The 22,559-nt window shown below is 73.9% G+C and carries 19 protein-coding genes and 3 tRNA genes; 14 read left to right on the top strand and 8 right to left on the bottom strand.

The window, feature by feature from the left end:
• Positions 1-11: 11 nt before the first annotated feature.
• On the bottom strand, positions 12-788 hold the full coding sequence (locus ACIF6L_RS06615; protein ID WP_359802923.1) for a pirin family protein: 777 nt from the start codon (positions 786-788) through the stop codon (positions 12-14).
• Positions 789-1,073: 285 nt separating this feature from the next.
• Here ACIF6L_RS06615 and ACIF6L_RS06610 point away from each other — a divergent pair, with 285 nt between their 5' ends.
• The 5 genes from ACIF6L_RS06610 (at position 1,074) to fabF (ending at position 6,068) form a co-directional block, all read left to right on the top strand.
• On the top strand, positions 1,074-2,270 hold the full coding sequence (locus ACIF6L_RS06610) for a helix-turn-helix domain-containing protein (RefSeq protein ID WP_329492090.1): 1,197 nt from the start codon (positions 1,074-1,076) through the stop codon (positions 2,268-2,270).
• 90 nt (positions 2,271-2,360) lie between these two features.
• Positions 2,361-3,311: an ACP S-malonyltransferase gene (locus tag ACIF6L_RS06605; protein WP_396487004.1), complete on the top strand. Its 951-nt coding sequence runs from the start codon at positions 2,361-2,363 to the stop codon at positions 3,309-3,311.
• Positions 3,308-4,339: a beta-ketoacyl-ACP synthase III gene (locus tag ACIF6L_RS06600; RefSeq protein WP_396487005.1), complete on the top strand. Its 1,032-nt coding sequence runs from the start codon at positions 3,308-3,310 to the stop codon at positions 4,337-4,339. Before ACIF6L_RS06605 ends, ACIF6L_RS06600 begins: the two co-directional genes overlap by 4 nt.
• Before the next feature lie 80 nt (positions 4,340-4,419).
• Positions 4,420-4,662, top strand: a complete 243-nt coding sequence (locus ACIF6L_RS06595) for an acyl carrier protein (RefSeq protein ID WP_329487501.1) — start codon at positions 4,420-4,422, stop codon at positions 4,660-4,662.
• A gap of 140 nt (positions 4,663-4,802) precedes the next feature.
• Positions 4,803-6,068 carry a beta-ketoacyl-ACP synthase II gene (gene fabF, locus ACIF6L_RS06590; RefSeq protein ID WP_380390992.1) on the top strand — a complete coding sequence of 422 codons (1,266 nt, stop codon included), beginning with the start codon at positions 4,803-4,805 and terminating at the stop codon, positions 6,066-6,068.
• Between the two features lie 143 nt (positions 6,069-6,211).
• Here fabF and ACIF6L_RS06585 read toward each other — a convergent pair whose 3' ends face one another.
• Together ACIF6L_RS06585 and ACIF6L_RS06580 are read right to left on the bottom strand one after the other, a co-directional pair.
• Entirely contained in the window at positions 6,212-6,706 is a 495-nt protein-coding gene (locus ACIF6L_RS06585) for a DUF3145 domain-containing protein (RefSeq protein ID WP_329487504.1), read from the bottom strand.
• A 355-nt stretch (positions 6,707-7,061) separates the two neighbouring features.
• Positions 7,062-8,087 carry an NADP-dependent oxidoreductase gene (locus ACIF6L_RS06580; RefSeq protein ID WP_396487006.1) on the bottom strand — a complete coding sequence of 342 codons (1,026 nt, stop codon included), beginning with the start codon at positions 8,085-8,087 and terminating at the stop codon, positions 7,062-7,064.
• 127 nt (positions 8,088-8,214) lie between these two features.
• Between ACIF6L_RS06580 and ACIF6L_RS06575 the strand changes: the two genes are divergently transcribed.
• Together ACIF6L_RS06575 and ACIF6L_RS06570 are read left to right on the top strand one after the other, a co-directional pair.
• Complete coding sequence (locus ACIF6L_RS06575; RefSeq protein WP_329487507.1) at positions 8,215-8,679, top strand: MarR family transcriptional regulator; 465 nt, start codon at positions 8,215-8,217, stop codon at positions 8,677-8,679.
• A gap of 171 nt (positions 8,680-8,850) precedes the next feature.
• Positions 8,851-10,404 (top strand): LCP family protein, encoded by a 1,554-nt coding sequence (locus ACIF6L_RS06570; RefSeq protein WP_396487007.1) that lies wholly within the window; start codon positions 8,851-8,853, stop codon positions 10,402-10,404.
• Positions 10,405-10,518: 114 nt separating this feature from the next.
• Here the strand turns inward: ACIF6L_RS06570 and ACIF6L_RS06565 are convergent, their stop codons facing one another.
• Entirely contained in the window at positions 10,519-11,454 is a 936-nt protein-coding gene (locus tag ACIF6L_RS06565) for a 1-aminocyclopropane-1-carboxylate deaminase/D-cysteine desulfhydrase (RefSeq protein ID WP_396487008.1), read from the bottom strand.
• A gap of 241 nt (positions 11,455-11,695) precedes the next feature.
• Between ACIF6L_RS06565 and ACIF6L_RS06560 the strand changes: the two genes are divergently transcribed.
• Positions 11,696-13,744 carry a hypothetical protein gene (locus ACIF6L_RS06560; protein ID WP_396487009.1) on the top strand — a complete coding sequence of 683 codons (2,049 nt, stop codon included), beginning with the start codon at positions 11,696-11,698 and terminating at the stop codon, positions 13,742-13,744.
• Positions 13,745-13,936: 192 nt separating this feature from the next.
• Here the strand turns inward: ACIF6L_RS06560 and ACIF6L_RS06555 are convergent.
• Positions 13,937-14,010, bottom strand: a tRNA-Ile gene (locus ACIF6L_RS06555).
• 192 nt (positions 14,011-14,202) lie between these two features.
• Between ACIF6L_RS06555 and ACIF6L_RS06550 the strand changes: the two genes are divergently transcribed.
• Both ACIF6L_RS06550 and ACIF6L_RS06545 read left to right on the top strand, forming a co-directional pair.
• Positions 14,203-15,048: a trypsin-like serine peptidase gene (locus ACIF6L_RS06550; protein WP_396487010.1), complete on the top strand. Its 846-nt coding sequence runs from the start codon at positions 14,203-14,205 to the stop codon at positions 15,046-15,048.
• A gap of 103 nt (positions 15,049-15,151) precedes the next feature.
• Positions 15,152-15,895, top strand: coding sequence for a trypsin-like peptidase domain-containing protein (locus ACIF6L_RS06545; RefSeq protein WP_359802934.1), 744 nt, complete (start codon positions 15,152-15,154; stop codon positions 15,893-15,895).
• Between the two features lie 129 nt (positions 15,896-16,024).
• Here ACIF6L_RS06545 and ACIF6L_RS06540 read toward each other — a convergent pair.
• Both ACIF6L_RS06540 and ACIF6L_RS06535 read right to left on the bottom strand, forming a co-directional pair.
• Positions 16,025-16,097 (bottom strand) — tRNA-Asn (locus tag ACIF6L_RS06540).
• A 61-nt stretch (positions 16,098-16,158) separates the two neighbouring features.
• Positions 16,159-16,231, bottom strand: a tRNA-Asn gene (locus ACIF6L_RS06535).
• 245 nt (positions 16,232-16,476) lie between these two features.
• On the opposite strand from ACIF6L_RS06535, the gene ACIF6L_RS06530 reads away from it, so the two are divergent.
• The 4 genes from ACIF6L_RS06530 to ACIF6L_RS06515 all read left to right on the top strand — a co-directional run bounded on the left by ACIF6L_RS06530 (position 16,477) and on the right by ACIF6L_RS06515 (position 21,308).
• Positions 16,477-16,773, top strand: a complete 297-nt coding sequence (locus ACIF6L_RS06530; RefSeq protein ID WP_396487126.1) for a hypothetical protein — start codon at positions 16,477-16,479, stop codon at positions 16,771-16,773.
• A gap of 107 nt (positions 16,774-16,880) precedes the next feature.
• The gene (locus ACIF6L_RS06525; protein WP_396487011.1) at positions 16,881-18,314 is read left to right on the top strand and encodes an FGGY family carbohydrate kinase; all 1,434 of its coding nucleotides are present in this window, start codon (positions 16,881-16,883) and stop codon (positions 18,312-18,314) included.
• A gap of 117 nt (positions 18,315-18,431) precedes the next feature.
• Positions 18,432-19,835 (top strand): glutamate decarboxylase, encoded by a 1,404-nt coding sequence (locus tag ACIF6L_RS06520; protein WP_396487012.1) that lies wholly within the window; start codon positions 18,432-18,434, stop codon positions 19,833-19,835.
• A 414-nt stretch (positions 19,836-20,249) separates the two neighbouring features.
• Positions 20,250-21,308 carry a DUF2690 domain-containing protein gene (locus ACIF6L_RS06515; protein WP_396492480.1) on the top strand — a complete coding sequence of 353 codons (1,059 nt, stop codon included), beginning with the start codon at positions 20,250-20,252 and terminating at the stop codon, positions 21,306-21,308.
• Here the strand turns inward: ACIF6L_RS06515 and ACIF6L_RS06510 are convergent.
• Positions 21,305-22,483 carry an RNA polymerase sigma factor gene (locus ACIF6L_RS06510; RefSeq protein ID WP_396487014.1) on the bottom strand — a complete coding sequence of 393 codons (1,179 nt, stop codon included), beginning with the start codon at positions 22,481-22,483 and terminating at the stop codon, positions 21,305-21,307. The genes ACIF6L_RS06515 and ACIF6L_RS06510 overlap by 4 nt on opposite strands.
• Between the last annotated feature and the right edge of the window lie 76 nt (positions 22,484-22,559).

Below are 22,559 nucleotides of genomic sequence, written 5' to 3'. Positions count from 1 at the left end.
CCGGGCCGCCCTCAGCCGTACGAGACCGGCGAGTGCATCTCCCAGAGCAGCAGAGCGGCGCCGTCCTGGCCCGCCGTCGGGTCGGCGAAGGCCTCGCCGGTGATCCGCACGCTGTCGCCGGGCACCATCGAGCGGCCGCCGCCCTGCGGTCCCGGTACCGTCCTGAAGCCCAGCGAGCCGGCCGTCAGATGGGCGTACCGCCAGGCGGCGGGCGGGAGCGCGGGCAGCGGCTGCCAGGGGTCGGCGGTCACCAGCCAGAGCGCGGCGTCGCCGCGGCGCAGCCGCAGGGCGTCCGTCCCGGCGTCCCGCGCCAGCCCGGAGGCGAGCAGCGTCAACCCGCCGTCCGCCGGTTCCACCCGGCGCAGCCCGTACGCCGGGGGCGCGTCGAAGACGTCCGGCTGGAGCCACATCTGGACGAAGCGGACCGGCCCGTCGGCGCCGCCGACGTTGCGCTCGGTGTGGCTGACGCCGGAGCCCGCGCCGAGGTACTGGAGCATCCCGGGGCGGACCACCCCGCTGTGGCCCCGGGAGTCCCGGTGGGCCAGCGCGCCCTCCAGGACCCAGGTGAGGATCTCGGTGTCCCGGTGCTTGTGCTCCTCGAACCCCGCCCCGGGGGCGAGCAGTTCCTCGTTGCAGGCGAGCAGCGCGCCGAAGTGCGTGTTCTTCGGGTCGTAGTGGCCCGAGAAGGAGAACGCGTGTCTGGTCTCGATGCCCTCGGCCGGGGTGGAGCGGTAGCGCTCGGCGGTGCGGCGCAGGTCGGCGCGGGGGCGGGCGGGAGCGTCGGTCACGGGCTTCACCGTAGCGTGGTCCGCGGCCGGTTCGCGGGCACCGCGGCCCCGGCGGCGGCGCACCCGGCGGGCCCGGTGGCCGGGGCGGGGCCGGCGCGCGACGCCCGCCGTCGTGCCGCTCCGCCGGGGGCTGTGCACGAGCAGTCACTCCGGTGAGGCAGTCTTGTCCTTGTGCCAGCCGCCTCCGCGAACTCCAAGAACGATCCGACCGCCAAGCCCGACAAGAACGGGAAGAGCCCGACGCCCGGCTCCGGGCGGGACCGGCCCGGGCGGGCGGCGCCACGCCTGACCGCGCAGGAGCGCAGACTCGCGGCCGACCGGGCCGAACGGCGGGTCGCGACGCTGAAGCGGCTGGAGAAGTCCTCGGGCAAGCTGGCCACCGCCGCGATCGCGCGGATGGACGACCAGCTCGGCTGGTACCGGCGGATGCCGCCGGAGCACCGCTCCTGGATCGGCCTGGTCGCCCAGGCCGGCATCGCCGCCTTCACCGAGTGGTACCGCCACCCCGACGCCCCGCAGGCGATCTCCACCGACGTCTTCGGCACCGCGCCGCGCGAGCTGACCCGGGCGATCACGCTGCGCCAGACCGTCGAGCTGATCCGCACCACCATCGAGGTGATGGAGGAGGCCATCGAGGAGGTGGCCTCGCCCGGCGACGAGGCGGACATGCGCGAGTCCGTCCTGGTCTACGCCCGGGAGATCGCCTTCGCGACCGCCCAGGTGTACGCCCAGGCCGCCGAGGCTCGCGGGGCCTGGGACGCCCGGCTGGAGGCGCTGGTCGTCAACTCGCTGCTGTCCGGCGACGCGGACGAGGGCGTGCTGTCGCGGGCCGCCGCGCTCGGCTGGGGCCAGCCGAGCCAGGTCCGGGTGGTCATGGGCAGCGCGCCGGACGGCGACAGCGAGCTGGTGGTCGAGGCGATCCGCCGGGCCGCCCGCTACGCCAAGCTGCACGTCCTGACCGGGGTGCTGGGCAAGCGCCTGGTGGTGGTGGTCGGTGGCGAGAAGGAGCCGGTGCACGCGGCCCGGGCGCTGATCGGCCAGTTCGCGCCGGGGCCGGTGGTGGTCGGTCCGACCGTGCCCGACCTGCTGTCGGCGACCCGCTCGGCGCACGCCGCCGCGGCCGGCCTGCGGGCCTGCGCCGCCTGGCCCGACGCCCCGCGCCCGGCCCTGGCCGACGACCTGCTGCCCGAACGGGCGCTCGCCGGCGACCAGGCGGCGCGCCGTCAGCTGGTGGAGGAGATCTACACACCGCTCGACGAGGCCGGTTCGGCACTGCTGGAGACCTTGAGTGTCTACCTGGAGCAGGCCTCCTCCCTGGAGGGAGCCGCCCGGATGCTCTTCGTTCACCCCAACACGGTGCGCTACCGGCTCCGACGTGTGACAGACGTCACGGGCTACGCTCCCTCCGACGTACGTTCGGCCTTCACGCTGCGTATCGCACTGGCGCTGGGCCGACTCGCCGCAGCCGGGGAGCAGAGTTGACCCCGATGTAGGGAACTGACAATCCCGGATGCTTTTCTTCGTTACCGTCGCCTACCCGCCCCCGGGCGCCTGGCGAGAGAGGGTTGAACCGTGCTCGTAATCGTCGCCCCTGGACAGGGTGCCCAGTCCCCCGGTTTCCTCAGCCCCTGGCTGGAGCTCGACGGCGTCGCCGACCGCCTGCGCGGCTGGTCGGAGGTCGCCGGGCTCGACCTGGTGCACGCCGGCACAGAGGCGTCCGCCGAGGAGATCAAGGACACCGCCGTCGCCCAGCCGCTGCTGGTCGCGGCCGGTCTGGTGACCGCCCGCGCGCTGTTCCCGGACGAGGACCGCGCCCGTGCGCTGGTCGGTGCCGTGGCCGGTCACAGCGTCGGTGAGATCACCGCCGCCGCCGGCGCCGGGGTGCTGTCCGCCCACGACGCGCTGACCTTCGTCCGCGAACGCAGCCTGGCGATGGCCGAGGCCGCCGCCGCCACCGAGACCGGCATGCTCGCCGTGCTCGGCGGCGACCCCGAGGTCGTCGCCGCCAAGCTGGCGGAGCACGGCCTGACCCCGGCCAACAACAACGGCGGTGGCCAGATCGTCGCGGCCGGCACGCTGGCCCAGCTGGAGGCCCTGAAGGCCGACCCGCCGCCGGTCTCCCGGCTGATCGGGCTCAAGGTCGCCGGCGCGTTCCACACCGAGCACATGGCGCCCGGTGTCGAGCGGCTGGCGAAGCTCGCCCCGACCCTGACGGTCGCGAACCCGGAGGTCACCTACGTGTCCAACCGGGACGGCGAGGTCGTGACGGACGGCACCGAGGTGCTGGACCGGCTGGTCTCGCAGGTCTCCAACCCGGTCCGCTGGGACCTCTGCATGGAGACCCTGCGGCGGCTGGGCGCGACCGCGGTCATCGAGCTCGCGCCTGCGGGTACCCTCACCGGACTGGTCAAGCGCAACCTCAAGGGTGTGGCGACGCTTGCCCTCAAGACCCCCGCCGATCTGGACAAGGCCCGTGACCTCGTCGCGGAGCACGGCGGTCAGGATCAGGAGAACAAGGCATGAGCCAGCCCCAGATCAAGCCCGTCACCGGTGCCCGCTACTCGCGCATCCACGGCGTCGGCGGCTACCGCCCGGTCCGGGTGATCCCCAACTCCGAGGTCCTGAACTGGATCGACTCCTCGGACGAGTGGATCCGCACCCGCAGCGGGATCGCCGAGCGGCGCTGGGCCGGCCCGGAGGAGACCGTCGCCGAGATGTCGGTGCAGGCCGCCGGCAAGGCCATCGCGCAGGCCGGGATCAGCCCCGAGCAGATCGGCGGCGTGATCGTCGCCACCGTCTCGCACCTCAAGCAGACCCCCGCGATCGCCACCGAGATCGCCGAGCGGCTGGGCTGCGGCACCGCCCCGGCCTTCGACATCTCGGCCGCCTGCGCCGGCTTCGGCTACGGCCTGGGCCTGGCCGACGGCATGATCCGCGGCGGCAGCGCCGGGTACGTGCTGGTGATCGGCGTGGAGCGGCTCAGCGACCTGACCGACCAGTCGGACCGCTCGACCGCCTTCATCTTCGGTGACGGCGCCGGTGCCGCGATCGTCGGCCCGTCCGACACGCCCGGAATCGGCAAGGTCATCTGGGGCTCGGACGGCTCCCAGAAGGACGTCATCTCGCAGACCCAGGCCTGGGACACCGCCTTCGCCAAGGAGGACGCCGTCAACGGCGCCGGCGAGGAGATCAAGTGGCCGGCCCTGCGCATGGAGGGCCAGTCGGTCTTCCGCTGGGCGGTCTGGGAGATGGCCAAGGTGGCCCAGCAGGCGCTCGACGCCGCCGGGACCACCGCCGACCAGCTGGGCGCGTTCATCCCCCACCAGGCCAACATGCGCATCACCGATGCCATGATCAAGGCGCTGAAGCTGCCCGAATCGGTGCCCGTCGCACGCGACATCACCGAGACCGGCAACACCTCCGCGGCCTCCATCCCGCTGGCGATGGAACGCATGCTGGAAAGCGGTGAGGCCCGCAGCGGGGACCTCGCGCTGATCATCGGGTTCGGGGCGGGTCTGGTCTACGCGGCAGCAGTCGTTACGCTCCCCTAGGCAACTTTCGCCCCAACCCATCCACAAGCCTGCGTCCGTCCGCCGGGCGGCGCATTCAACACCGAAGAGGAGCAGCCAGTATGGCTACCAAGGACGAGGTCCTGGAAGGTCTCGCTGAGATCGTCAACGAGATCGCCGGCATCCCGACCGAGGACGTCGAGGTCGACAAGTCCTTCACCGATGACCTGGACGTCGACTCGCTCTCCATGGTCGAGGTCGTCGTGGCCGCCGAGGAGCGCTTCGACGTGAAGATCCCGGACGACGAGGTCAAGAACCTGAAGACCGTCGGCGACGCGGTGGACTACATCCTCGCCAACGCCTGAGCGTTCGACTCGTTCGACGCCTGACGTCGGCCGCCTCCAGCAGGCGGCCGACACGCCGGCCGGGACGCCCCACCGGGCGCCCGGCCGGGCCATCCACGGCTCGCCGCCGCCCCCGCACAAACGTGAGAGAAGAAGATCCAGTGACCGCTGAAAACCGTACCGTGGTCGTCACGGGTATCGGCGCCTTCACGCCGCTGGGCGGCGACGCCGCCACCACCTGGGAGAACCTGGTCGCCGGGCGCTCCGGAGTGGCTGCCCTGACCGAGGAGTGGGCCACCGAGCTGCCCGTCCGGATCGCCGCGCGCACCGCGGTCGAGCCGGGCGAGATCCTCCCCCGTCCGCTGGCCCGCCGGCTGGACCGCTCGGCGCAGTTCGCGCTGATCGCGGCCCGCGAGGCATGGGCCGACGCCGGCTACGAGACGCCGGCCACCGACGATTCCTCCAAGCTCGCGCCGGAACGCCTGGGCGCCGTGATCGCCTCGGGCATCGGCGGTGTCACCACCCTGCTCGACCAGTACGACGTGCTGAAGGACAAGGGCGCCCGCAAGGTCTCCCCGCACACCGTGCCGATGCTGATGCCGAACTCCCCGGCGGCCAACGTCGGCCTGGAGGTCGGCGCCCGAGCCGGTGTGCACACCCCCGTCTCCGCCTGCGCCTCCGGCGCCGAGGCGATCGGCTACGCGATCGAGATGATCCGCAGCGGCCGCGCCGACGTCGTGGTGGCCGGTGGTACCGAGGCCGCGATCCACCCGCTGCCGATCGCCGCGTTCGCCAACATGATGGCGATGTCCAAGAACAACGACGACCCCGAGGGCGCCTCCCGCCCGTACGACAAGGGCCGCGACGGCTTCGTGCTCGGCGAGGGCGCGGGCGTGGTCGTACTGGAGTCGGTCGAGCACGCCGAGGCCCGCGGCGCCCGGATCTACTGCGAGGCGGTGGGTCAGGGCCTCTCCTCGGACGCCCACCACATCGCCCAGCCCGAGCCCACCGGTGCCGGTGTGGCCCGTGCGCTGGCCGACCTGTTCGAGCGCAACCCGCTCGACAAGGCCGAGATCGTGCACGTCAACGCGCACGCCACCTCGACCCCGCAGGGCGACACGGCCGAGCTGAAGGCGCTGCGCAAGGAGCTCGGCGAGCACCTCGACCACATCGCCGTCTCGGCGACCAAGTCGATGACCGGCCACCTGCTGGGCGGCGCCGGCGGCATCGAGACCGTCGCCACCGTACTGGCCCTGTACAACCGGATCGCCCCGCCGACCATCAACGTCGGCGAGCTGGACGACGACGTGGACGCGGACATCGTCCGGGACGAGCCGCGCAAGCTGCCCGAGGGCCGGATCGCCGCGCTGAACAACTCGTTCGGCTTCGGCGGCCACAACGTGGTGCTGGCCTTCCGCACCGTCTGAGGCCCGCTCCGACGCCCATGACGAAGGGGCCGGCGCTCGTCACGAGCGCCGGCCCCTTCGTCATGGTCCGGGCCGGACGGCTCCGGCCCGGACCACCTGGCCCGGACCACCTGGCCCGGACCACCTGGCTCAGAGCACCTGCCTCAGACCACCTGGTGCAGCCAGCGCACCGGGGCGCCCTCGCCGGCGTAGCGGAAGGGCTCCAGTTCGTCGTCCCAGGGCTTGCCGAGCAGCCGGGCGATCTCCGCCTCCAGGTCGGCCCCCTCGCTGCGGGCCCGCAGCAGGACGGCGCGGAGCCGGTCCTCGGGGATCAGGATGTCGCCGTGGATGCCCGTGACGGCGTGGAAGATGCCGAGCGCGGGTGTGCTGCTGTACCGCTCGCCCTCCGCCGTGGCGCAGGGCTCGCTGGTGACTTCGTACCGCATCAACTGCCAGCCGCGCAGCGCGGAGGCGAGCTTCGAGGCCGTACCGGTCTCTCCCTGCCAGGAGAGCTCGGCCCGCCAGTGCCCGGGCGCGGCCGGCTGGCGGATCCAGTCCAGACTCACCCGCACACCGAGCACCCCCGCGACGGCCCACTCGACGTGCGGGCACAGCGCGCGGGGCGCGGAGTGGACGTACAGGACTCCACGTGTCGTCACCGGGACCTCCAGGCTGTGGACGAGGGTCGCCTTCCCCAGCTGCCTCGCGTTCGCGCCTGTAGTTGATCCACAGTTACCCACGTTAGCCGACATTAAGCCACTAAATTGAGCAAAACGGACAGGCTTTCGCTCAATGCTAATCGAATCCCCAAGGAGGTCCACCCCTCGGTGGGATCTCTCCCCCGAACGGCCCCATCGTCAGGCGGGACCACCGTACCGCGCCGTCCCGCACCATGACTGACGCACTTTCGGATCGGGCCGGAATGCGGTAGTGCGGCCCGCTTCCCTGCGCCCGGTACGCAAACCGCCCCGCGCCCGGGGAGGGCGGCGGGGCGGTCGACGGGCCGATCCGGCGTCAGCCGTTCAGGCGGACCACCATCTTGCCGGTGTTGGCGCCGCGCAGCAGGTCCAGGAAGGCCTCCGCGGTGTTCTCGAAGCCGTCCACCACGGTCTGCTCCTCGCGCAGCTTCCCCTCCCGCAGCCAGCCGCCGACCTCGGCGACGAACTGCGGCTGGAGGGCCGCGTGGTCGCGCACCAGCATGCCCTCCAGGCGCAGCCGCTTGCCGATCGCCTGCGCCAGGTTGCGCGGACCCGCCGGGGCGGTGGTGTCGTTGTACTGGGCGATCGCGCCGCAGAGCACCGCGCGGCCGTGCACGCCGAGCGCGCCGATCGCGGCCTCCAGGTGGTCGCCGCCGACGTTGTCGAAGTAGAGGTCGATGCCCTCCGGGGCGGCCTTGGCGAGCTGCTCGTGGACCGGGCCGTCCTTGTAGTTGAACGCGGCGTCGAATCCGAAGTCCTCGACCAGCCGGGCGACCTTCTCCGCCGAGCCGGCCGAGCCGACCACCAGCGAGGCGCCCTTGAGCCGGGCGATCTGGCCGACGATCGAGCCCACCGCGCCGGCCGCGCCGGAGACGAAGACCCGGTCGCCCTCCTTGAGACCGCCGACCGCGAGCAGGCCCGCGTAGGCGGTCAGACCGGTCATGCCGAGGACGCCGAGGTAGGCGGAGAGCGGTGCGGCGGCCGGGTCGACCTTCACCGCCTGCTCGGCGGGCAGGGTGGCGTACTCGCGCCAGCCCAGGCCGTGCAGCACGGCGTCGCCCGGGGCGAAGCCCTCGGCCGCGGAGGCGACCACGTAGCCGACCGCGCCGCCGTCCATCGGCGCGCCGAGCCGGAACGGCGGGGCGTAGGACTTCACGTCGTTCATCCGGCCGCGCATGTAGGGGTCGACCGAGAGGTAGGCGTTGCGCACCAGGATCTCGCCGGGGCCCGGGGACCGGACCGGTGCCTCGACCAGGGCGAAGTCCGTCGGGACCGGCCAGCCCTGCGGGCGGGCGGCGAGGTGCCATTCGCGGGCGGTGGCGGGCGCTTCCTGCGTTGCCATCGGTGGTGCTCCTTGAGGTGTCTGGGTGGTCCCCCGGTGATGCCGCGCGACCTGAAAGGTTGAGCGACTGAAGTAACGATGGACATGAAAGGTTCAGGTTGTCAACTGTTCAGGTAGACTGTCACCCATGGACACCCAGCCGACCGGGGCCGCCACGCCGCAGCCCGACGAGATCACCCGTGAGGTCGTCGACCTGATGGCCAATCTGGTCGCGCTCTTCCACCGCGAGTACGAGGAGGCCGCCGCCGCCCGCTCGCTCACCGGCGCCCAGGCCAAGGTCCTCGCCCTGCTGCGGCGCGGACCGATGCCGATGCGCCACATCGCCCAGACGCTCAGCTGCGAGCCCTCCAACATCACCGGCATCGTCGACCGCCTGGAGTCGCGCGGCTTCGTGACCAGGGAGGCCGACCGGCAGGACCGCCGGGTCAAGCTCGTCGCCGCCACCGAGACCGGCTCCGCCGCGTCCGAGGAGCTGCGCGAGTCGCTGAACTTCGCCCGCGAACCGCTGGCCGCGCTCGGCCCGGACGAGCGGACGGCGCTGCGCGACCTGCTCCGCCGGATGCTGGCGGGAGCCTCCGGCCCCGGCGCGTGAGAAGCGGCCGGGTGAGAAGCATCACAGGCCCCGGGGCCGATCCGGCCGAATTGGCCGCCCGTCGGCTGTAACCGAACCCTCCCCCGAAACGTCTAACGTTCGAGATTCGCACAGGCCTGCCCATGGGCCGGTGCGTGCGGGGACGACATCAGGAGACGGGGGGCCCGGGGGATGAGCAGCAGCTCGCGCCGGCGGCGCATCGTGAAGACCGCCGTGGGCCTCGCCGCCGTTCTCGTGCTGTCGGTGGCGGGGGCCGGGGCGTGGTTCTACCACCGGCTGGACAGCAACATCACCACCTTCGACGCGGGCGGCGTCGCGACCGAGCGGCCGCCGGCCCCCGTCCCGGTCACCCCGGGCGCGTCCGTCCCGGTCAACGTCCTGGTGCTCGGCTCGGACACCCGCACCGACGGCAACGCCGACCTCGGCGGCGGCGAGGAGGGCGTCGGCCACTCGGACACCGCGATCCTGCTGCACGTCTACGCGGACCACAAGCACGCCGTCGGCGTCTCGATCCCCCGCGACGCGCTGGTGACCATCCCGGCCTGCAAGCTGCCCAGCGGCCGGTGGACCGAGCCCCGAACCAACCAGATGTTCAACTCGGCGTTCACCATAGGCGAGTTCCCCCAGGGGAACCCCGCCTGCACGCAGAACACCGTCGAGGCGCTCACCGGCCTGCGGGTGGACCACACCATCGTGGTCGACTTCAAGGGCGTCGCCGCTATGACCGAGGCGATCAACGGCGTGGACGTCTGCGTCCCGAACGACGTGAACTCGCACAACATCAAGCTCAGGAAGGGGCTGCAGAAGCTCTCCGGGCAGCCCGCGGTCGACTACCTGCGGGCGCGGTACGGCTTCGGCGACAACTCCGACATCGGGCGGATGAAGCGCCAGCAGGCCTTCCTCTCCGCGATGATCAGCAAGATCCAGGGGCTCGGCTTCTCGCTGCCGACCCTGCTCCCGCTGGCCGACGCCGCCACCCGCTCGCTCACCGTGGACGAGGGCCTGGGCACCGCGATGAAGCTGGTGGACTTCGCCCAGTCGCTGCAGGGCATCAAGCTCTCCGACATCACCTTCGTCACCACCCCCTGGCGCTTCTCCGGCGAACGGGTCGCGCTGGTCCACCCCGACGTGGACACCCTCTGGAAGCTGCTGCGCGAGGACCGCACCCTGGACGGGCAGAGCACCGGCCAGGCCGCCGACCCGGCCGCCGCCCCGCCCTCCCCCTCCGCCGCCCCGGACGCCTCGCCCACCGCGCTCTCGCCCGAGCAGTCGGCCGTACCGATCACCGTGGTCAACGGGGTCGGCACCCCGGGGCTGGCCGGGAAGGGCGCCGAGGCGGTCCGCGCCAAGGGCTTCCAGAACATCACCCTGGACGCCACCGGCGGCAGCCGGCTGCGCACCGAGATCGCGTACGACCCGGCCTTCAAGACCGCCGCCGACCAGTTGGCGCTGGTCTTCCCGCAGGCCCGGTCCGTCGAGGAGCCGGGCGCCGGGGGCATCGTCATCACGCTCGGCCGCGACTACCACCCCACCGCGGCCACCGGGCCCGTCCCGGGCGCCCCCGGTGTCGCGGGTGCCCCCGGTGCCCCGGCCGGGCCGGCGGCCGACCGGACGGCCGCACCGGGCGCCGCCGCCACCGGCACCCCGACCGGCGTCCCCACCGGCATTGCCGAGAACGCCCGCGGGGCCGACACCGACCCCTGCGCCAACCTGACCTTCGGCTAGGGAGCGGCGGCGTCGGGGTCCGCGCGGCGCGGGCGGAGGAGATCCGTGCGAGGGCGACACCTCCCGCCGGAAGGCCGGGGACGCGTGGTCGCACCAGCGGGCGTCCCGGGCCCGTCAGGTCGGCGAGGGCCGGCCCTGCTGCGGGTCGGGCAGGCCGGTGACCACCGCGGTCAGCCGGGTGCCGGCCGGGAAGGCACCGGCGGCGGCCAGCTCCGTCAGGGCGGCGAGCAGCTTGGCGACGTAGCGGTGCTCCAGCGCGATCCCGTGGCGCCGCTCGAAGTCCTCGGCGAAGGCGGCGAGCGCGGCCGGCACCTTGCCGTAGCCGCCGCCGTGGTGGTCGTGGTCGATCCGCCAGTTGTCGAACTCGCGGCCGTACGCGGCCCGGTGCAGCCGGGCGACCTCGCCCTCCAGGTAGCCGGCACCGCCGCGCAGCACCGCCACGCCGAGCGCCCGCGCGCCGGGCGGCAGTCCGGCCGCGATCCCGGCGAGGGTGCCGCCGGTGCCGACCGGGCAGCAGACCACGTCCCGTGCGCCGAGGTCGGGCAGCTCCGCCGGGACGGCCGCCGCGCCGATCGCCGCCAAGGCGTTGGAGCCGCCCTCCGGCAGGACCAGGCACGGGCCCCAGCGCCGCCGCAGAGCGGCCTCGACCCCGGTGTCGGCCGCCCACCGGCCGGCCGTCTCCCGGTAGGCCGTCCGCGGCAGGAACTCCAGCCGCATGCCCGCCGCCTCGGCCGCCCGCAGCGACCAGTTGCGCGGGGCGCCCGCCAGTTCCTCGCCCCGCACCAGCCCGACGCTCTCCAGCCCGAGTGCGCCGGCCGCCACCGCGACCGCCCGCAGATGGGTCGAGTAGGCGCCGCCGAAGGTCAGCAGCCGGGTGTGCCCCTGCTCCACGGCGGCCGCCAGGTTGGGTGCGAGCTTGCGCCACTTGTTGCCCGGCACCGTGGGGTGCAGCAGGTCGTCGCGCTTGAGCCGGAGCTCCACCCCGGCCCGCGCCAACGCCTCGTCGGTGCAGTCCGTCAGCGGGGTCGGCAGCAGTGCGGGTTCGAGCATCGGGCCAGGATACGGAGCCGACGGCGACGCCCCTACGGCCGCGGGCCGGACGGGACAGCGGTCCGGCCGGGGCGCGGGGGGCGCCCGCCCGGGCCTCCCCGGTGCGCTGAGCACACGCACCATGGCTCACACTAGTGCTGGCACGGATATTCATACTTACTGCTCAATATTCTCAACATTTCATCATGTCCATGGGGGATAGATGTCGATCGCGACGCCCGTCAGATCTGTGGAGGATCCGGTGACGACGGGACAGGGTTCCGCCGGGGGTGGATGGTTCCGCGTTCCGTGGGACCGCCGCCCGGACTCCCGGCAGCTCTGGTTCACCGCCGCCCTCCTCGGGCTCCCGCCGGTCCTCCACCTGGCCTCGGCCGACCTCGTGACCTTCGCACTCGTCTGGTTCGCCACCGCGTCGCTGATCCGCTCCCGGGCCTCCGCCTTCGACCGGCTGATGATCTCCGGCGCCGTGCTGATCGGCTGGACCTGCGCGCTCGGCCTGCTGGCCGGCTACTGGCCCTGGGGCCTGCACCCGGTCGCGCTGGCGGAGGCCACCGCCCTCCCGCTGGCCGCGCTCCGGCTGGTCCGCCCTCCGGAAGCGCCCACCGGCCCCCAGCCGCTGCGCGCCCGGCTGCGCCGCGTCGTCCCGGTCCGCGACCGCCCGGTGCTCCTCGGCGCCGCGGCGGCCGCCGTGTTCCTCTTCTACCCACTGCTGCGGCGGGACGCCGTCGGCCGCCTCGGTACCGTCCTGGAGGCCGAGGACCTCGGCCGCCACGCGGCCCTCTACGACACCATCCTGCGCCTGGGCGGTCTCGCCTCCCTGCAGCGGGACGCGGCGTTCGACACCGTGACGCTGGGCCTCGGCACCTACCCGCAGGGCAGCCACCTGACGCTGGCGGTGGTGACCAGCTTCCTGCACGGGGGCACCGAGCGGGGGGCGCCGCTCGCCCAGGCGTCGCTGTTCGTCACACTCTTCACCCTGGTCACGGCCGCGCTGGCGGCAGCCGTCCTGTGGGCGGTGCGCCGCGCCGCCGGGCCCGCGCTGCGCGGCTGGCGGGGGCTGGCGCTCGCCGTCCCGGCCACCGCCTACCTGATCGTCGCCGAACTGCCCCGTCTGCACAGCCGCGGCTTCCTGAGCGAGCTCTTCGCCCTCGGTCTGCTCGCGCTCCTGGTCGGCCTGGCGATCCGCCCGCTCGACCGCACCCGCGAGCAGGTCGCCGTGCTGGCCGCGCTGACGGTCGGCGTCTCCTTCGGCCACTACCTGCTGCTCCCGGCGGCCGCTGCCACGGTGCTCGCCTGGGCCGTGGTGAACCGGCGCGGCTGGCTCCGGCACTGGGCGACCGTGCTGCCGGTCGCCCTGCTCGGCGGCGCGCTCGCGCTGTTCCCGCCGTACGTCAACCACCAGTCGGCCGGCTCCGCGGACGTCCTGACGCTGCCCGGCGGCATCGGCCCGGTCAGCCGGCACCTCCTGCTGCCGCTCGTGGTGGCCGCGTTCGCCGCCCTGCTGACGCGCGGCGCGCGCGCCAACCGGCCGCGCCGGGTGGCCCTGCTCTCGCTCACCGCGGTCTCGCTGCTCTGCTTCGGCGTGATGGAGTACCAGCTGGCCACCGTCGGCGTGACGTCCTACTTCTACGAGAAGATGCTCCACCAGCTGCTGGTGGTCGGGCTGATCTGCTTCGCCGCCGCGCTGCTGCCGATGCTCGGCCGCCGGGCGCTGGCCGGGCAGCACCCCGGTACGACGGGCGGGACGGGCGCCGCCCGGCTCCGCTCGGGCGCGGCCGTGGTGGCCGTGGCGGGCTGCCTGACCTTCACCGTCGTCAGCAACGCCCAGCCGGACGGCGGGCGGACCGGCTGGGCGGGCAGCGCCGGCCGGGACCTGCTGCGCGGCGAGGCGGCCCGCCCCGGCGTGGCCGAGCGGGTCGCCGTGATCGAGGCGAGCGGCGCCGGGGACGGCCGGGTGGCGGTCTCCCTCGCCGGGAGCCGCGCCTGGGGCGAGACGGTGGAGGACTGGGGATCGGCCGAGGACAACCTCTGGCTCGGCGTGCTCAACCGTGACCAGGGCCGCTCCTGGCGGGCCTGGGAGTGGGCGCTGCACCGCCGCAGCGCCCAGGACGTGCTGGACTTCGCGGCCACCTCCCCGGAGCCGCTGAGGTTCTTCGTCGACGACTCCTCCCAGTTGCTCGCCGACCTCCGGGTCCTGACCGCCGGGGGCAAGCACCCGGAGCTGGCCGTCTCCGTGCTCCGCAAGGACGGCGACGGCGACCTGGTCGTGGAGCCGGCCCGGCTCGGCTGACGGCGGAGGGGCTGCCACGGCCGACAGCGGAACGCCCCCGGCGGCCCATGGGCCGCCGGGGGCGTCAACGTGGCTTCGAAGCGGCCCTATTCGGGTGATTACCGGCCTGTCGGTACAGTCGCCGCCGTCGCCGGTCACTAGAGTTCGTGCAGATGACCACACCTGGTCAAGCCCGGTCGTCCGGGCGAAAGGTGGGGCGGGTGGGACTCGAACCCACGACCAAGGGATTATGAGTCCCCTGCTCTAACCGGCTGAGCTACCGCCCCGGTTCGCCGCGCGCGCCGGTGACCCGGTCACGGCAGCAGCAGACGGCCCCGGAAGGCCGTCCCGGGCAGCATAGCCGGTCGATCACCCGTGGTGCGCGCCGGGGGCGCACATGGGTGCGCCCGGCCACTCAGGCCTCCCCGGCCGGAGCAGCCCCGCTGGCGGGCCCGTGGCGGCCCCGGGAGCCTGGGCGGATGACGGTACGTGAGCTGGCGGCGGCCGGCGCCGCGCTGGCGGTCCTGGCGGCGGCGGGCTGCACCACGGCGGCGGGCCCCGGCGGCGCCACCCCGACGGTGAGCTCCCACCCGGCCACGGCCCCCGCGGACAGCCACGGCTGGAGCAGCGAGCGGCTGCGCGGCGCGCTCGCCCGGCACACCGGCGTCACCCGCACCGCCAAGCCCACCGTGCTCAACGGCCTGGTCGGCGCCGTCTTCACGCGCAACGCGGACGGCGACCACTTCTGCACCGCCAGCGTGGTCGACAGCGCCGGGCTGAACCTGATCGTCACCGCCGCGCACTGCGTCTGGGACCCGAAGCTCGGTCAGCGCGGCGACTTGGTCTTCGTCCCCGGCTACCGGGACGGCGAGACCCCGAGCGGCGTCTGGCCCCTGCTGGCCGTCACCGTCGACCAGGCCTGGAAGGACGGCGCCGACCCGGACGTGGACGTCGCCTTCGCCGTGGTCCAGCCGCAGGGCGGCCGGCAGGTGCAGCAGGTGCTCGGCGCCAACCGGCTGGGCATCGACCGCGGCCACCGGCTGCCGGTGAAGGTGACCGGCTACCCCGGCACCAGCGACGTCCCGATCACCTGTAGCAACACCACCTCCGAACAGAGCCCCTCCCAGCTGCGGATCGACTGCCCGGACTGGACCGGCGGCACCAGCGGCAGCCCCTGGGTGACGGATTTCGACCCGGACACCCGGACCGGGACCGTGGTCGGCGTGATCGGCGGCTACCAGGAGGGCGGCAACAGCCCCGACACCTCGTACAGCTGCTACTTCGGCGACCGCGTGCGGGCCCTCTACGACCGGGCCACGGGCTGACCGGGCCGGGCTGGCGTCGCCGCGCCCGGCCTGGTAGATCTTCCTCACGAACGGCGGACCGCAGGACCGGCAGGGCCCGCCCCGAGGACGAGACGGAGCCCCGATGGACTCCCGCCCGGTACGGCCCGCGCGCGCGGCCCAGGCGGCCGCCCTGGCGGCCCTGCTGCTGGCCGGCGCCGCCTGCGGCGGGAGCGACCGGGCGCCGACCGCCGAGGTGGCGCCGCGGAGCCCGGTGGGCGACCGGATCGGCACCCTCTCGGTGCGGACCCCGCAGGGCCCGCGGGCCTGTACGGCGAGCGTGGTGCAGAGCCCCGGGCGCAATCTGCTGGTGACCGCCGCGCACTGCGTGCAGAGCCGCCGGATCGGCCTGCTGGACGGCCTGGTGTTCACCCCCGGCTATCGCAACGGGTACTCGCCGTACGGGAGTTGGCCGGTCGAGTCGATCACCGTGGATCCGCGTTGGGCCTCCGACGACGACCCCGAGTACGACGTGGCCTTCGTCACCCTGCGGGCGGCGGGCGGGCGGGACGTCGAGGACGCGGTCGGCGGCAACCCGCTCGGCACCGGCCAGGGCTTCGGCCTCGCCGTCTCGGTGACCGGTTATCCCAATGGAAGCGATGAACCGATCACCTGTTCGGCACATACCCGCTCACAGAGTCCGACCCAGGAGCGCTTCGACTGCGGCGGCTACACCGACGGCACCAGCGGGAGCCCCTGGGTCACCACGACCGGCGCGGTGGTCGGCGTGATCGGCGGCTACCAGGAGGGCGGCGAGACGCCCGGCACCTCGTACAGCGTCACCTTCGACGAGCGGGTCGCCGAGCTGTACCGGCAAGCCACCGCCTGACCCCGACTGCCCCGATCCGGCCCGGCCCGGTCGGGTCGGGTCGGGTCGGGTCGGGTCGGGGAAACACGAAGGCCCCCCGGTGGCCGGGGGGCCTTCGCTCTGAGCACTCACCGGGCGGGCCCGGTGAAGCTCCCGCATTTGGACTCGAACCAAAAACCTGCCGGTTAACAGCCGGCTGCTCTGCCAATTGAGCTATGCGGGATCGCGGTGGACCACAGTCGCACCACGGCCAGGACGGCCGACCCGAAGGCCCGCCACCTGAGCTCCCCCAATTGGACTCGAACCAATAACCTGCCGATTAACAGTCGGCTGCTCTGCCAATTGAGCTATGGGGGATCGAGCTTCCGCTTCGGCCCCCGGTTCCCCGGGCTCCTCGGCGCTCGCTGCGGGACATACATTAGCGCACTCGGGGGGGTGGTCCGCCAATCGCTTTCCCCGGCCGCCCCGGCGGACCCCCTGCCCGGCGTGCCCCGCGCGCGCCCGGCGCGGCACCCGGGGATGCTGGGGAGCGCGGACGGTTCGCCGCCCCGCTGAACGGGTAGAGCATTGCGGCAATGGCCGCCAGGAGAGGGTGGAATCCGATCATGTGGAAGCTGTCGTTGACCGTGGGACTCGCGGCGGGCTACATCCTGGGCTCGCGGGCCGGGCGCCAGCGGTACGAACAGATCGCCAAGGCCACCCGGCAGGTGGCCCGCAACCCCAAGGTGCAGGGCGCGGCCGACAAGGCCAAGCAGCAGGCCGGCGCGGTGGCCGGGAAGGCGGCGGGTGCCGTCGCCGACAAGGTCGGCGACAAGCTGCCGAACGCCGTCACCGACCGGGTGTCGTACTTCAACCGCACCCGGGTCGAGGACGACAGCTGGGGTACCTTCCGCCCGTGACCGGGCGGTGACGGCGGGGTGGCCGGCGCGGCTCCGGAGCGGTACCGAACGAGCAACACTTACCGGGCCTGGCAGCGTCCGGACGTGCGCTGAGGCATGATCTCGACATGGCCATCGTCGCGGGGATAGACAGCTCGACCGGTCGCACCCGGATCGTCGCGTGCGACAGCGAGACCGGCGCGGTGCTGCGGTCCGGCAAGGCGCCGCACCCCGTGCCGCAGGCGGCCGACCTGCGGGCCGGTGAGGCCGACCCGCAGGTCTGGCTGCACTCGCTGGGGGACGCCGCCGCCGGTGGTCTGCTGGAGGGCGTCCGGGCGATCGGCGTCAGCGCGCAGCAGCACGGCATGATCGGCCTGGACGCCGGCGGCGTCCTGGTCCGCCCCGCGATCCTCTGGAACGACCCGCGCTCCAGCGGCGCCGCCGCCGCGCTGCTGGACGCGCTTGGCGGCCCGGCGGCCTGGACGGCGGCGATCGGGGCCGTCCCCGGCCCGATGTACACCATCGCCAAGCTGCGCTGGCTGGCCGAGTTCGAACCGGCCAACGCCCGCCGGGTGGCCGAGGTGCTGCTGCCGCACGACTGGCTGGTCTGGCAACTGCTCGGCCACCCCAAGCGGCGCACCACCGACCGGGGCGACGCCTCCGGCACCGGCTACTGGTCGCCGATCACCGGTGAGTACCGGCAGGACCTGGTGGAGCTCGCGCTCGGCCACGAGCTGAGGCTGCCCGACGTGCTCGGCCCCGCCGAACCCGCCGGGCACACCCCCGAGGGCCTGCTGATCTCGGCCGGCACCGGCGACAACATGGCCGCCGCGCTCGGGCTGGGCCTGCGGCCCGGCGACGCGGTGGTCTCGCTGGGCAGCTCCGGGACGATCTTCGCGGTGAACGAGCAGGCCGTGGTGGACGCCACCGGGCTGGTCTCCTCCTTCGCCGACGCCACCGGCCGCCACCTGCCGATGGTCGCCACCCTGAACGCCGCCCAGGTGCTCCGCTCCACGGCGGCGATGCTCGGCTGCGACCTGGACGGCCTCGGCGACCTGGCCCTGCGCTCCTCCCCCGGCGCGTACGGCCTGGTGCTGCTGCCCTACCTGGACGGCGAGCGGACGCCCGCGCTGCCCCACGCGGCCGGCACCCTGACCGGGCTCCGGGCCGAGTCGATGACCCCCGAGCACCTGGCCCGGGCCGCCGTCGAGGGCATGCTCTGCAACATCGCGGACGCGCTGGACGTGCTGCGCGCCCAGGGCGTCGGGGTGAAGCGGGTCTTCCTGCTGGGCGCCACCGGGCGGCTGCCGGCCGTGCGGCAGATCGCCCCGCAGCTGTTCGGCATCCCGGTCGTGGTGCCGCCGCCGGGTGCCCACGCGGCGCGCGGCGCGGCCCGGCAGGCCGCCTGGGCGCTGGCCGGCACCCCCGAACCGCCGCGCTGGGAGCTTCCGGAGGCCGTCACCGTTACACCGGACGCCGAGCAGGACCTGCCGGTCGGCTCGGCGGTCCGTCAGCAGTACCGGGCCGCCCGCGAGCAGATCCACCCGGAGACGGCCGCCTGATCCGCCCGGCGGCCCCCGGGGGCGGGCGTGCCGCGCCGCCGTGGAGATGCGCCTTCCGGTGGCCGGTGGCAGCGTGAGGAGCGACGCGGTCACCGGAGCGAAGGGCGACAGGACCACATGGCGCTGCACAAGGGGACCGGCGACGACCGCCGGCTGTCCGTCAATCCGTTCGTCGGCTCCGCCGACCCGCTGAGCGCGATGGAGCTGGCCCCCCCGCTGCACCGCCTCTCCGACGGCCCGGTGGCGGCCGACACGGCGTACCAGCTGATCCACGACGAGCTGATGCTGGACGGGAACGCCAAACTCAACCTGGCGACCTTCGTCACCACGTCGATGGAGGTCCAGGCCACCCGGCTGATGACCGAGTGCCTCGACAAGAACATGATCGACAAGGACGAGTACCCGCAGACCGCCGAGCTGGAGCGGCGCTGCGTGGCGATCCTCGCCGACCTCTGGCACGCGCCCGACCCGAGCGCCGCGGTCGGCTGCTCCACCACCGGCTCCAGCGAGGCCTGCATGCTGGCCGGCCTCGCCCTCAAGCGGCGCTGGATGAAGCGCAACGCCGACCGGTACGCGACCGGCGCCCGCCCGAACCTGGTGATGGGCGTCAACGTCCAGGTCTGCTGGGAGAAGTTCTGCACCTTCTGGGAGGTCGAGGCCCGCCTCGTGCCGATGGCCGGCGAGCGCTTCCACCTCGGCACGGAGGAGGCGCTGGCGCTCTGCGACGAGGACACCATCGGGGTGGTGGCCGTGCTCGGATCGACCTTCGACGGCTCCTACGAGCCGGTGGCGGAGCTCAGCGCCGCCCTCGACGCGCTGCAGCAGCGCACCGGGCTGGACATCCCAGTGCACGTGGACGGCGCCTCCGGCGCCATGGTCGCGCCCTTCCTGGACCCCGAGCTGGTCTGGGACTTCCGGCTGCCGCGGGTCGCCTCGATCAACACCTCCGGCCACAAGTACGGCCTGGTCTACCCCGGGGTCGGCTGGGCGCTCTGGCGGGACCACGACTCGCTGCCCGAGGAGCTGGTGTTCCGGGTCAACTACCTCGGCGGGGAGATGCCGACCTTCGCGCTGAACTTCTCCCGCCCCGGCGCGGAGGTGATCGCGCAGTACTACACCTTCCTGCGGCTGGGCCGCAGCGGCTTCACGGCCGTCCAGGGGGCCTGCCGGGAGGTCGCGGTCTACCTCGCCGGGCAGATCGAGGCGCTCGGCGACTTCCGGCTGCTGACCCGGGGCGACGAACTGCCGGTCTTCGCCTTCACCACCTCCGAGGGGGTGAGCTTCGACGTGTTCGACGTCTCGCGGAGACTGCGCGAGCGCGGCTGGCAGGTACCGGCGTACACCTTCCCCGCCGACCGGGAGGACCTCTCGGTGCTCCGGGTGGTCTGCCGCAACGGCTTCTCCCGGGACCTGGCCGACCTGCTGCTCGCCGACCTCGACCGGCTGCTGCCGGAGCTGCGGAGCCAGCCCCGCCCGCTCAAGGAGTACGGGGTGCCGCCCAGGACGGCCTTCCACCACTGACACCGGCTCGGCCGAGGCGGGCGCCGGCGGGCCCGTGATCACGGCGGGGGAGGGCGCACAGAAGCGCCCTCCCCCGCCGTACGTCCCTCGGACGGGGCAGCCTCCCCCCGCGAGGCTGCCATGTCCGGTGGGGGATCGGGACGTCGGGGACCGGCCTGGAAAGCAGGGTCCGGACGAAACATCCGGACCGCGAAACGCACCGGTGAGAGAACTCTGCATGACGACCAGGCACCTGTTCGAGCGTCAGCCGGGGTTGTGAGACACTTCCGTCCGTCTCAGGGCCAGGACCTGGTGTTTGGGACAACATGCCGATGAGGTTGGAGACACGGGAGCGGCCCCCACGGCCCGGGCCGGAGCCCGTTCAGGCCCTTCCGGCGCCTCCGCCGCCCGCCTCCGATGTTGGGACTGACCGAAATGGGCTCCGCCTGGAAGCAACTGCCGGACGACCTCTCCGTGCCCGCGAGGCGCCTGACGGAGGAGCTCCGTGCGGTCAAGGACGCCACCGGGTTCTCGCTCTCCGAGCTCGCCTCCCGGACCCACTACAGCCGGGCCTCCTGGGAACGCTGGCTGAACGGCAAGCGGGTCATCACCGAGCAGGCGCTCGACGCCCTGATCAGGGCGGTCGAGTGCGACGGCCCAGCGCTGCGGGCGCTCTGGGAGCAGACCGCGGCGGGTGCGCGGGACGCGGCCGGCACCGACGGCGTGCCGGCGGACACGGAGGCGCAGGCGTACCCGGACCCGGACGGCCCGGCGGTCCAGGAGCCGGCGGTGGAAGGGGCCGGGGCGGACCCGGAGCCGGAGCCGGAGGCGGAACCCGCGGAACCCGACGGCGCCGAACCGGTGGTCGAGGACCGGCCGGACCTGGCGCCGTCCGTCCGCTGGTGGCGGCGGCCGGTCGCCCTGGTCGGCTGCGCGGCCGCGGTGGCCGCCCTCATGGTGCTGGCCGGGGTCCACTACACCCGCGGCGACGGCGCCGAACCGGCCGCCGTCGCACAGGTCACCGGGGCCGGGACGGCCACGGCCACCCCGACCGCGCGGACCGCCCCGACCGAGTCGTCCTGCCAGGCGATGGGCTGCTCGCACAAGGATCCCAAGGCGACCGGCTGCGGCGCCGACGCCCGCACCCTGCTGACCGGCAACATCGGCAAGGTGGTGATCTACCTCCGCTACAGCCAGCGCTGCCAGGCCGCCTGGGCCGCCATCACCGAGGGCGCGCCGGACGACTGGGCGACCATCACCAGCAGCGGCGGCGAGACCGAGACGGCGCTGATCCACTGGGGGTACGACAACTACTCGGCGATGGTGAACGCGGCGGACCCGAACGCCACCTTCCGGGTCTGCGGCCACCAGCCGGCCGGGGACGCCTGCACGGCGGGCGTCTCGGGGCTGGCCGAGATGATCGCCTCGACCCCGATCCCGATCGGCCCGGCCTCGCCGCCGGCCACCCCCGCCGCCCCGGTGCCGAGCTCCTAGTCGAGGTAGCCGCGGAGCTGCTCGGCGAAGGCGTGCTCCCGGAGCTTGACCAGGGTCTTGGACTCGATCTGGCGGATCCGCTCCCTGGTCACGCCGAACAGCACGCCGATCTCCTCCAGGGTCCGCGGGCGGCCGTCGTCCAGGCCGTAGCGGAGCTGGACGACCTGGCGCTCGCGGTCCCCCAGCGTGGCCAGTACCGCCTCCAGGTGCTGACGCAGCAGCAGGAAGGTGGCGGACTCGGCCGGTGAGGCCGCGTCCGCGTCCTCGATCAGGTCGCCGAGCGCGACGTCGTCCTCCTCGCCGACCGGGGTGTGCAGCGAGATCGGCTCCTGGGCCAGCCGGAGCAGCTCGCGCACCCGGGCCTCGGTCAGCTCCAGGGCGACGGCGATCTCGGCCGGGCCCGGCTCGGTCCCGCTCTCCTGGAGCAGCGCGCGCTGCACCCGGATGACCCGGTTGATCAGCTCGACCACGTGCACCGGCACCCGGATCGTCCGCGCCTGGTCGGCCAGCGCCCGGCTCATCGCCTGGCGGATCCACCAGGTCGCGTAGGTCGAGAACTTGTACCCGCGGGCGTAGTCGAACTTCTCCACCGCCCGGATCAGGCCGAGGTTGCCCTCCTGGACCAGGTCCAGCATGGTGAGGCCGCGGCCGATGTACCGCTTGGCGACCGAGACCACCAGACGCAGGTTGGCCTCGATCAGCCGCCGTTTGGCGATCCGCCCGGTCACCACGAGGGTGTCCAGCTCCCCGGCCAGCGGGTCGGGCGGCGGCGGCTCGCGGTTGAGCCGCTCCTCCGCGAACAGGCCGGCCTCGATCCGGCGGGCCAGCTCCACCTCCTCGGCGGCGTTCAGCAGCCGGATCCGGCCGATCTCGCGCAGGTACTGGCGGAAGAGGTCCGCCGCCGGGCCGGTGGCGCCCGCCGGGCCGGGGTCGGGCTCGGCGTCGAGGTCCGGCTCGGCCTCGGACCCCGGCTCCGCCGCCCGACCGGCGGCGGGCACGGGATCGGGATCGGGATCGGGGTCGGCGGCCCCGGGGTGGCCCTCCGGGAGGCCCTGCGCGGGCACCCGGGCACCGTCGGCGGGCGGCGGGCCGGCCCGGCCGTGGTCGTCGTCGTGGGGGGCGAGCGGATCGGTGGTCGGGCGGGCGGTCGCGGCTAGGCCTTGGTCCACGGGCATCCCTCGGGGCGGGCGCGACTCTGGCGGACCCGCGCGCTGGACGGAGGTGGGACGCCCTCCAGTGTGCGGTACGCCA

The sequence above is a fragment of the Kitasatospora sp. NPDC086009 genome (assembly GCF_044540385.1).
Lineage (GTDB): Bacteria > Actinomycetota > Actinomycetes > Streptomycetales > Streptomycetaceae > Kitasatospora.
The sequence above is the reverse complement of the archived record's forward strand: the minus strand, read 5'-3'. Positions and strand labels throughout refer to the sequence as shown.

Bases quoted from the DNA above. Each gene is read 5' to 3' on its own strand.
- ACIF6L_RS06600 (WP_396487005.1), top strand. From the start codon at position 3,308: ATGAGCCAGCCCCAGATCAAGCCCGTCACCGGTGCCCGCTACTCGCGC.
- ACIF6L_RS06595 (WP_329487501.1), top strand. From the start codon at position 4,420: ATGGCTACCAAGGACGAGGTCCTGGAAGGTCTCGCTGAGATCGTCAAC.
- ACIF6L_RS06580 (WP_396487006.1), bottom strand. From the start codon at position 8,087: ATGGCAACGCAGGAAGCGCCCGCCACCGCCCGCGAATGGCACCTCGCC.
- ACIF6L_RS06575 (WP_329487507.1), top strand. From the start codon at position 8,215: ATGGACACCCAGCCGACCGGGGCCGCCACGCCGCAGCCCGACGAGATC.
- ACIF6L_RS06570 (WP_396487007.1), top strand. From the start codon at position 8,851: ATGAGCAGCAGCTCGCGCCGGCGGCGCATCGTGAAGACCGCCGTGGGC.
- ACIF6L_RS06565 (WP_396487008.1), bottom strand. From the start codon at position 11,454: ATGCTCGAACCCGCACTGCTGCCGACCCCGCTGACGGACTGCACCGAC.
- ACIF6L_RS06550 (WP_396487010.1), top strand. From the start codon at position 14,203: ATGACGGTACGTGAGCTGGCGGCGGCCGGCGCCGCGCTGGCGGTCCTG.
- ACIF6L_RS06545 (WP_359802934.1), top strand. From the start codon at position 15,152: ATGGACTCCCGCCCGGTACGGCCCGCGCGCGCGGCCCAGGCGGCCGCC.
- ACIF6L_RS06525 (WP_396487011.1), top strand. From the start codon at position 16,881: ATGGCCATCGTCGCGGGGATAGACAGCTCGACCGGTCGCACCCGGATC.
- ACIF6L_RS06520 (WP_396487012.1), top strand. From the start codon at position 18,432: ATGGCGCTGCACAAGGGGACCGGCGACGACCGCCGGCTGTCCGTCAAT.
- ACIF6L_RS06515 (WP_396492480.1), top strand. From the start codon at position 20,250: ATGGGCTCCGCCTGGAAGCAACTGCCGGACGACCTCTCCGTGCCCGCG.
- ACIF6L_RS06510 (WP_396487014.1), bottom strand. From the start codon at position 22,483: ATGCCCGTGGACCAAGGCCTAGCCGCGACCGCCCGCCCGACCACCGAT.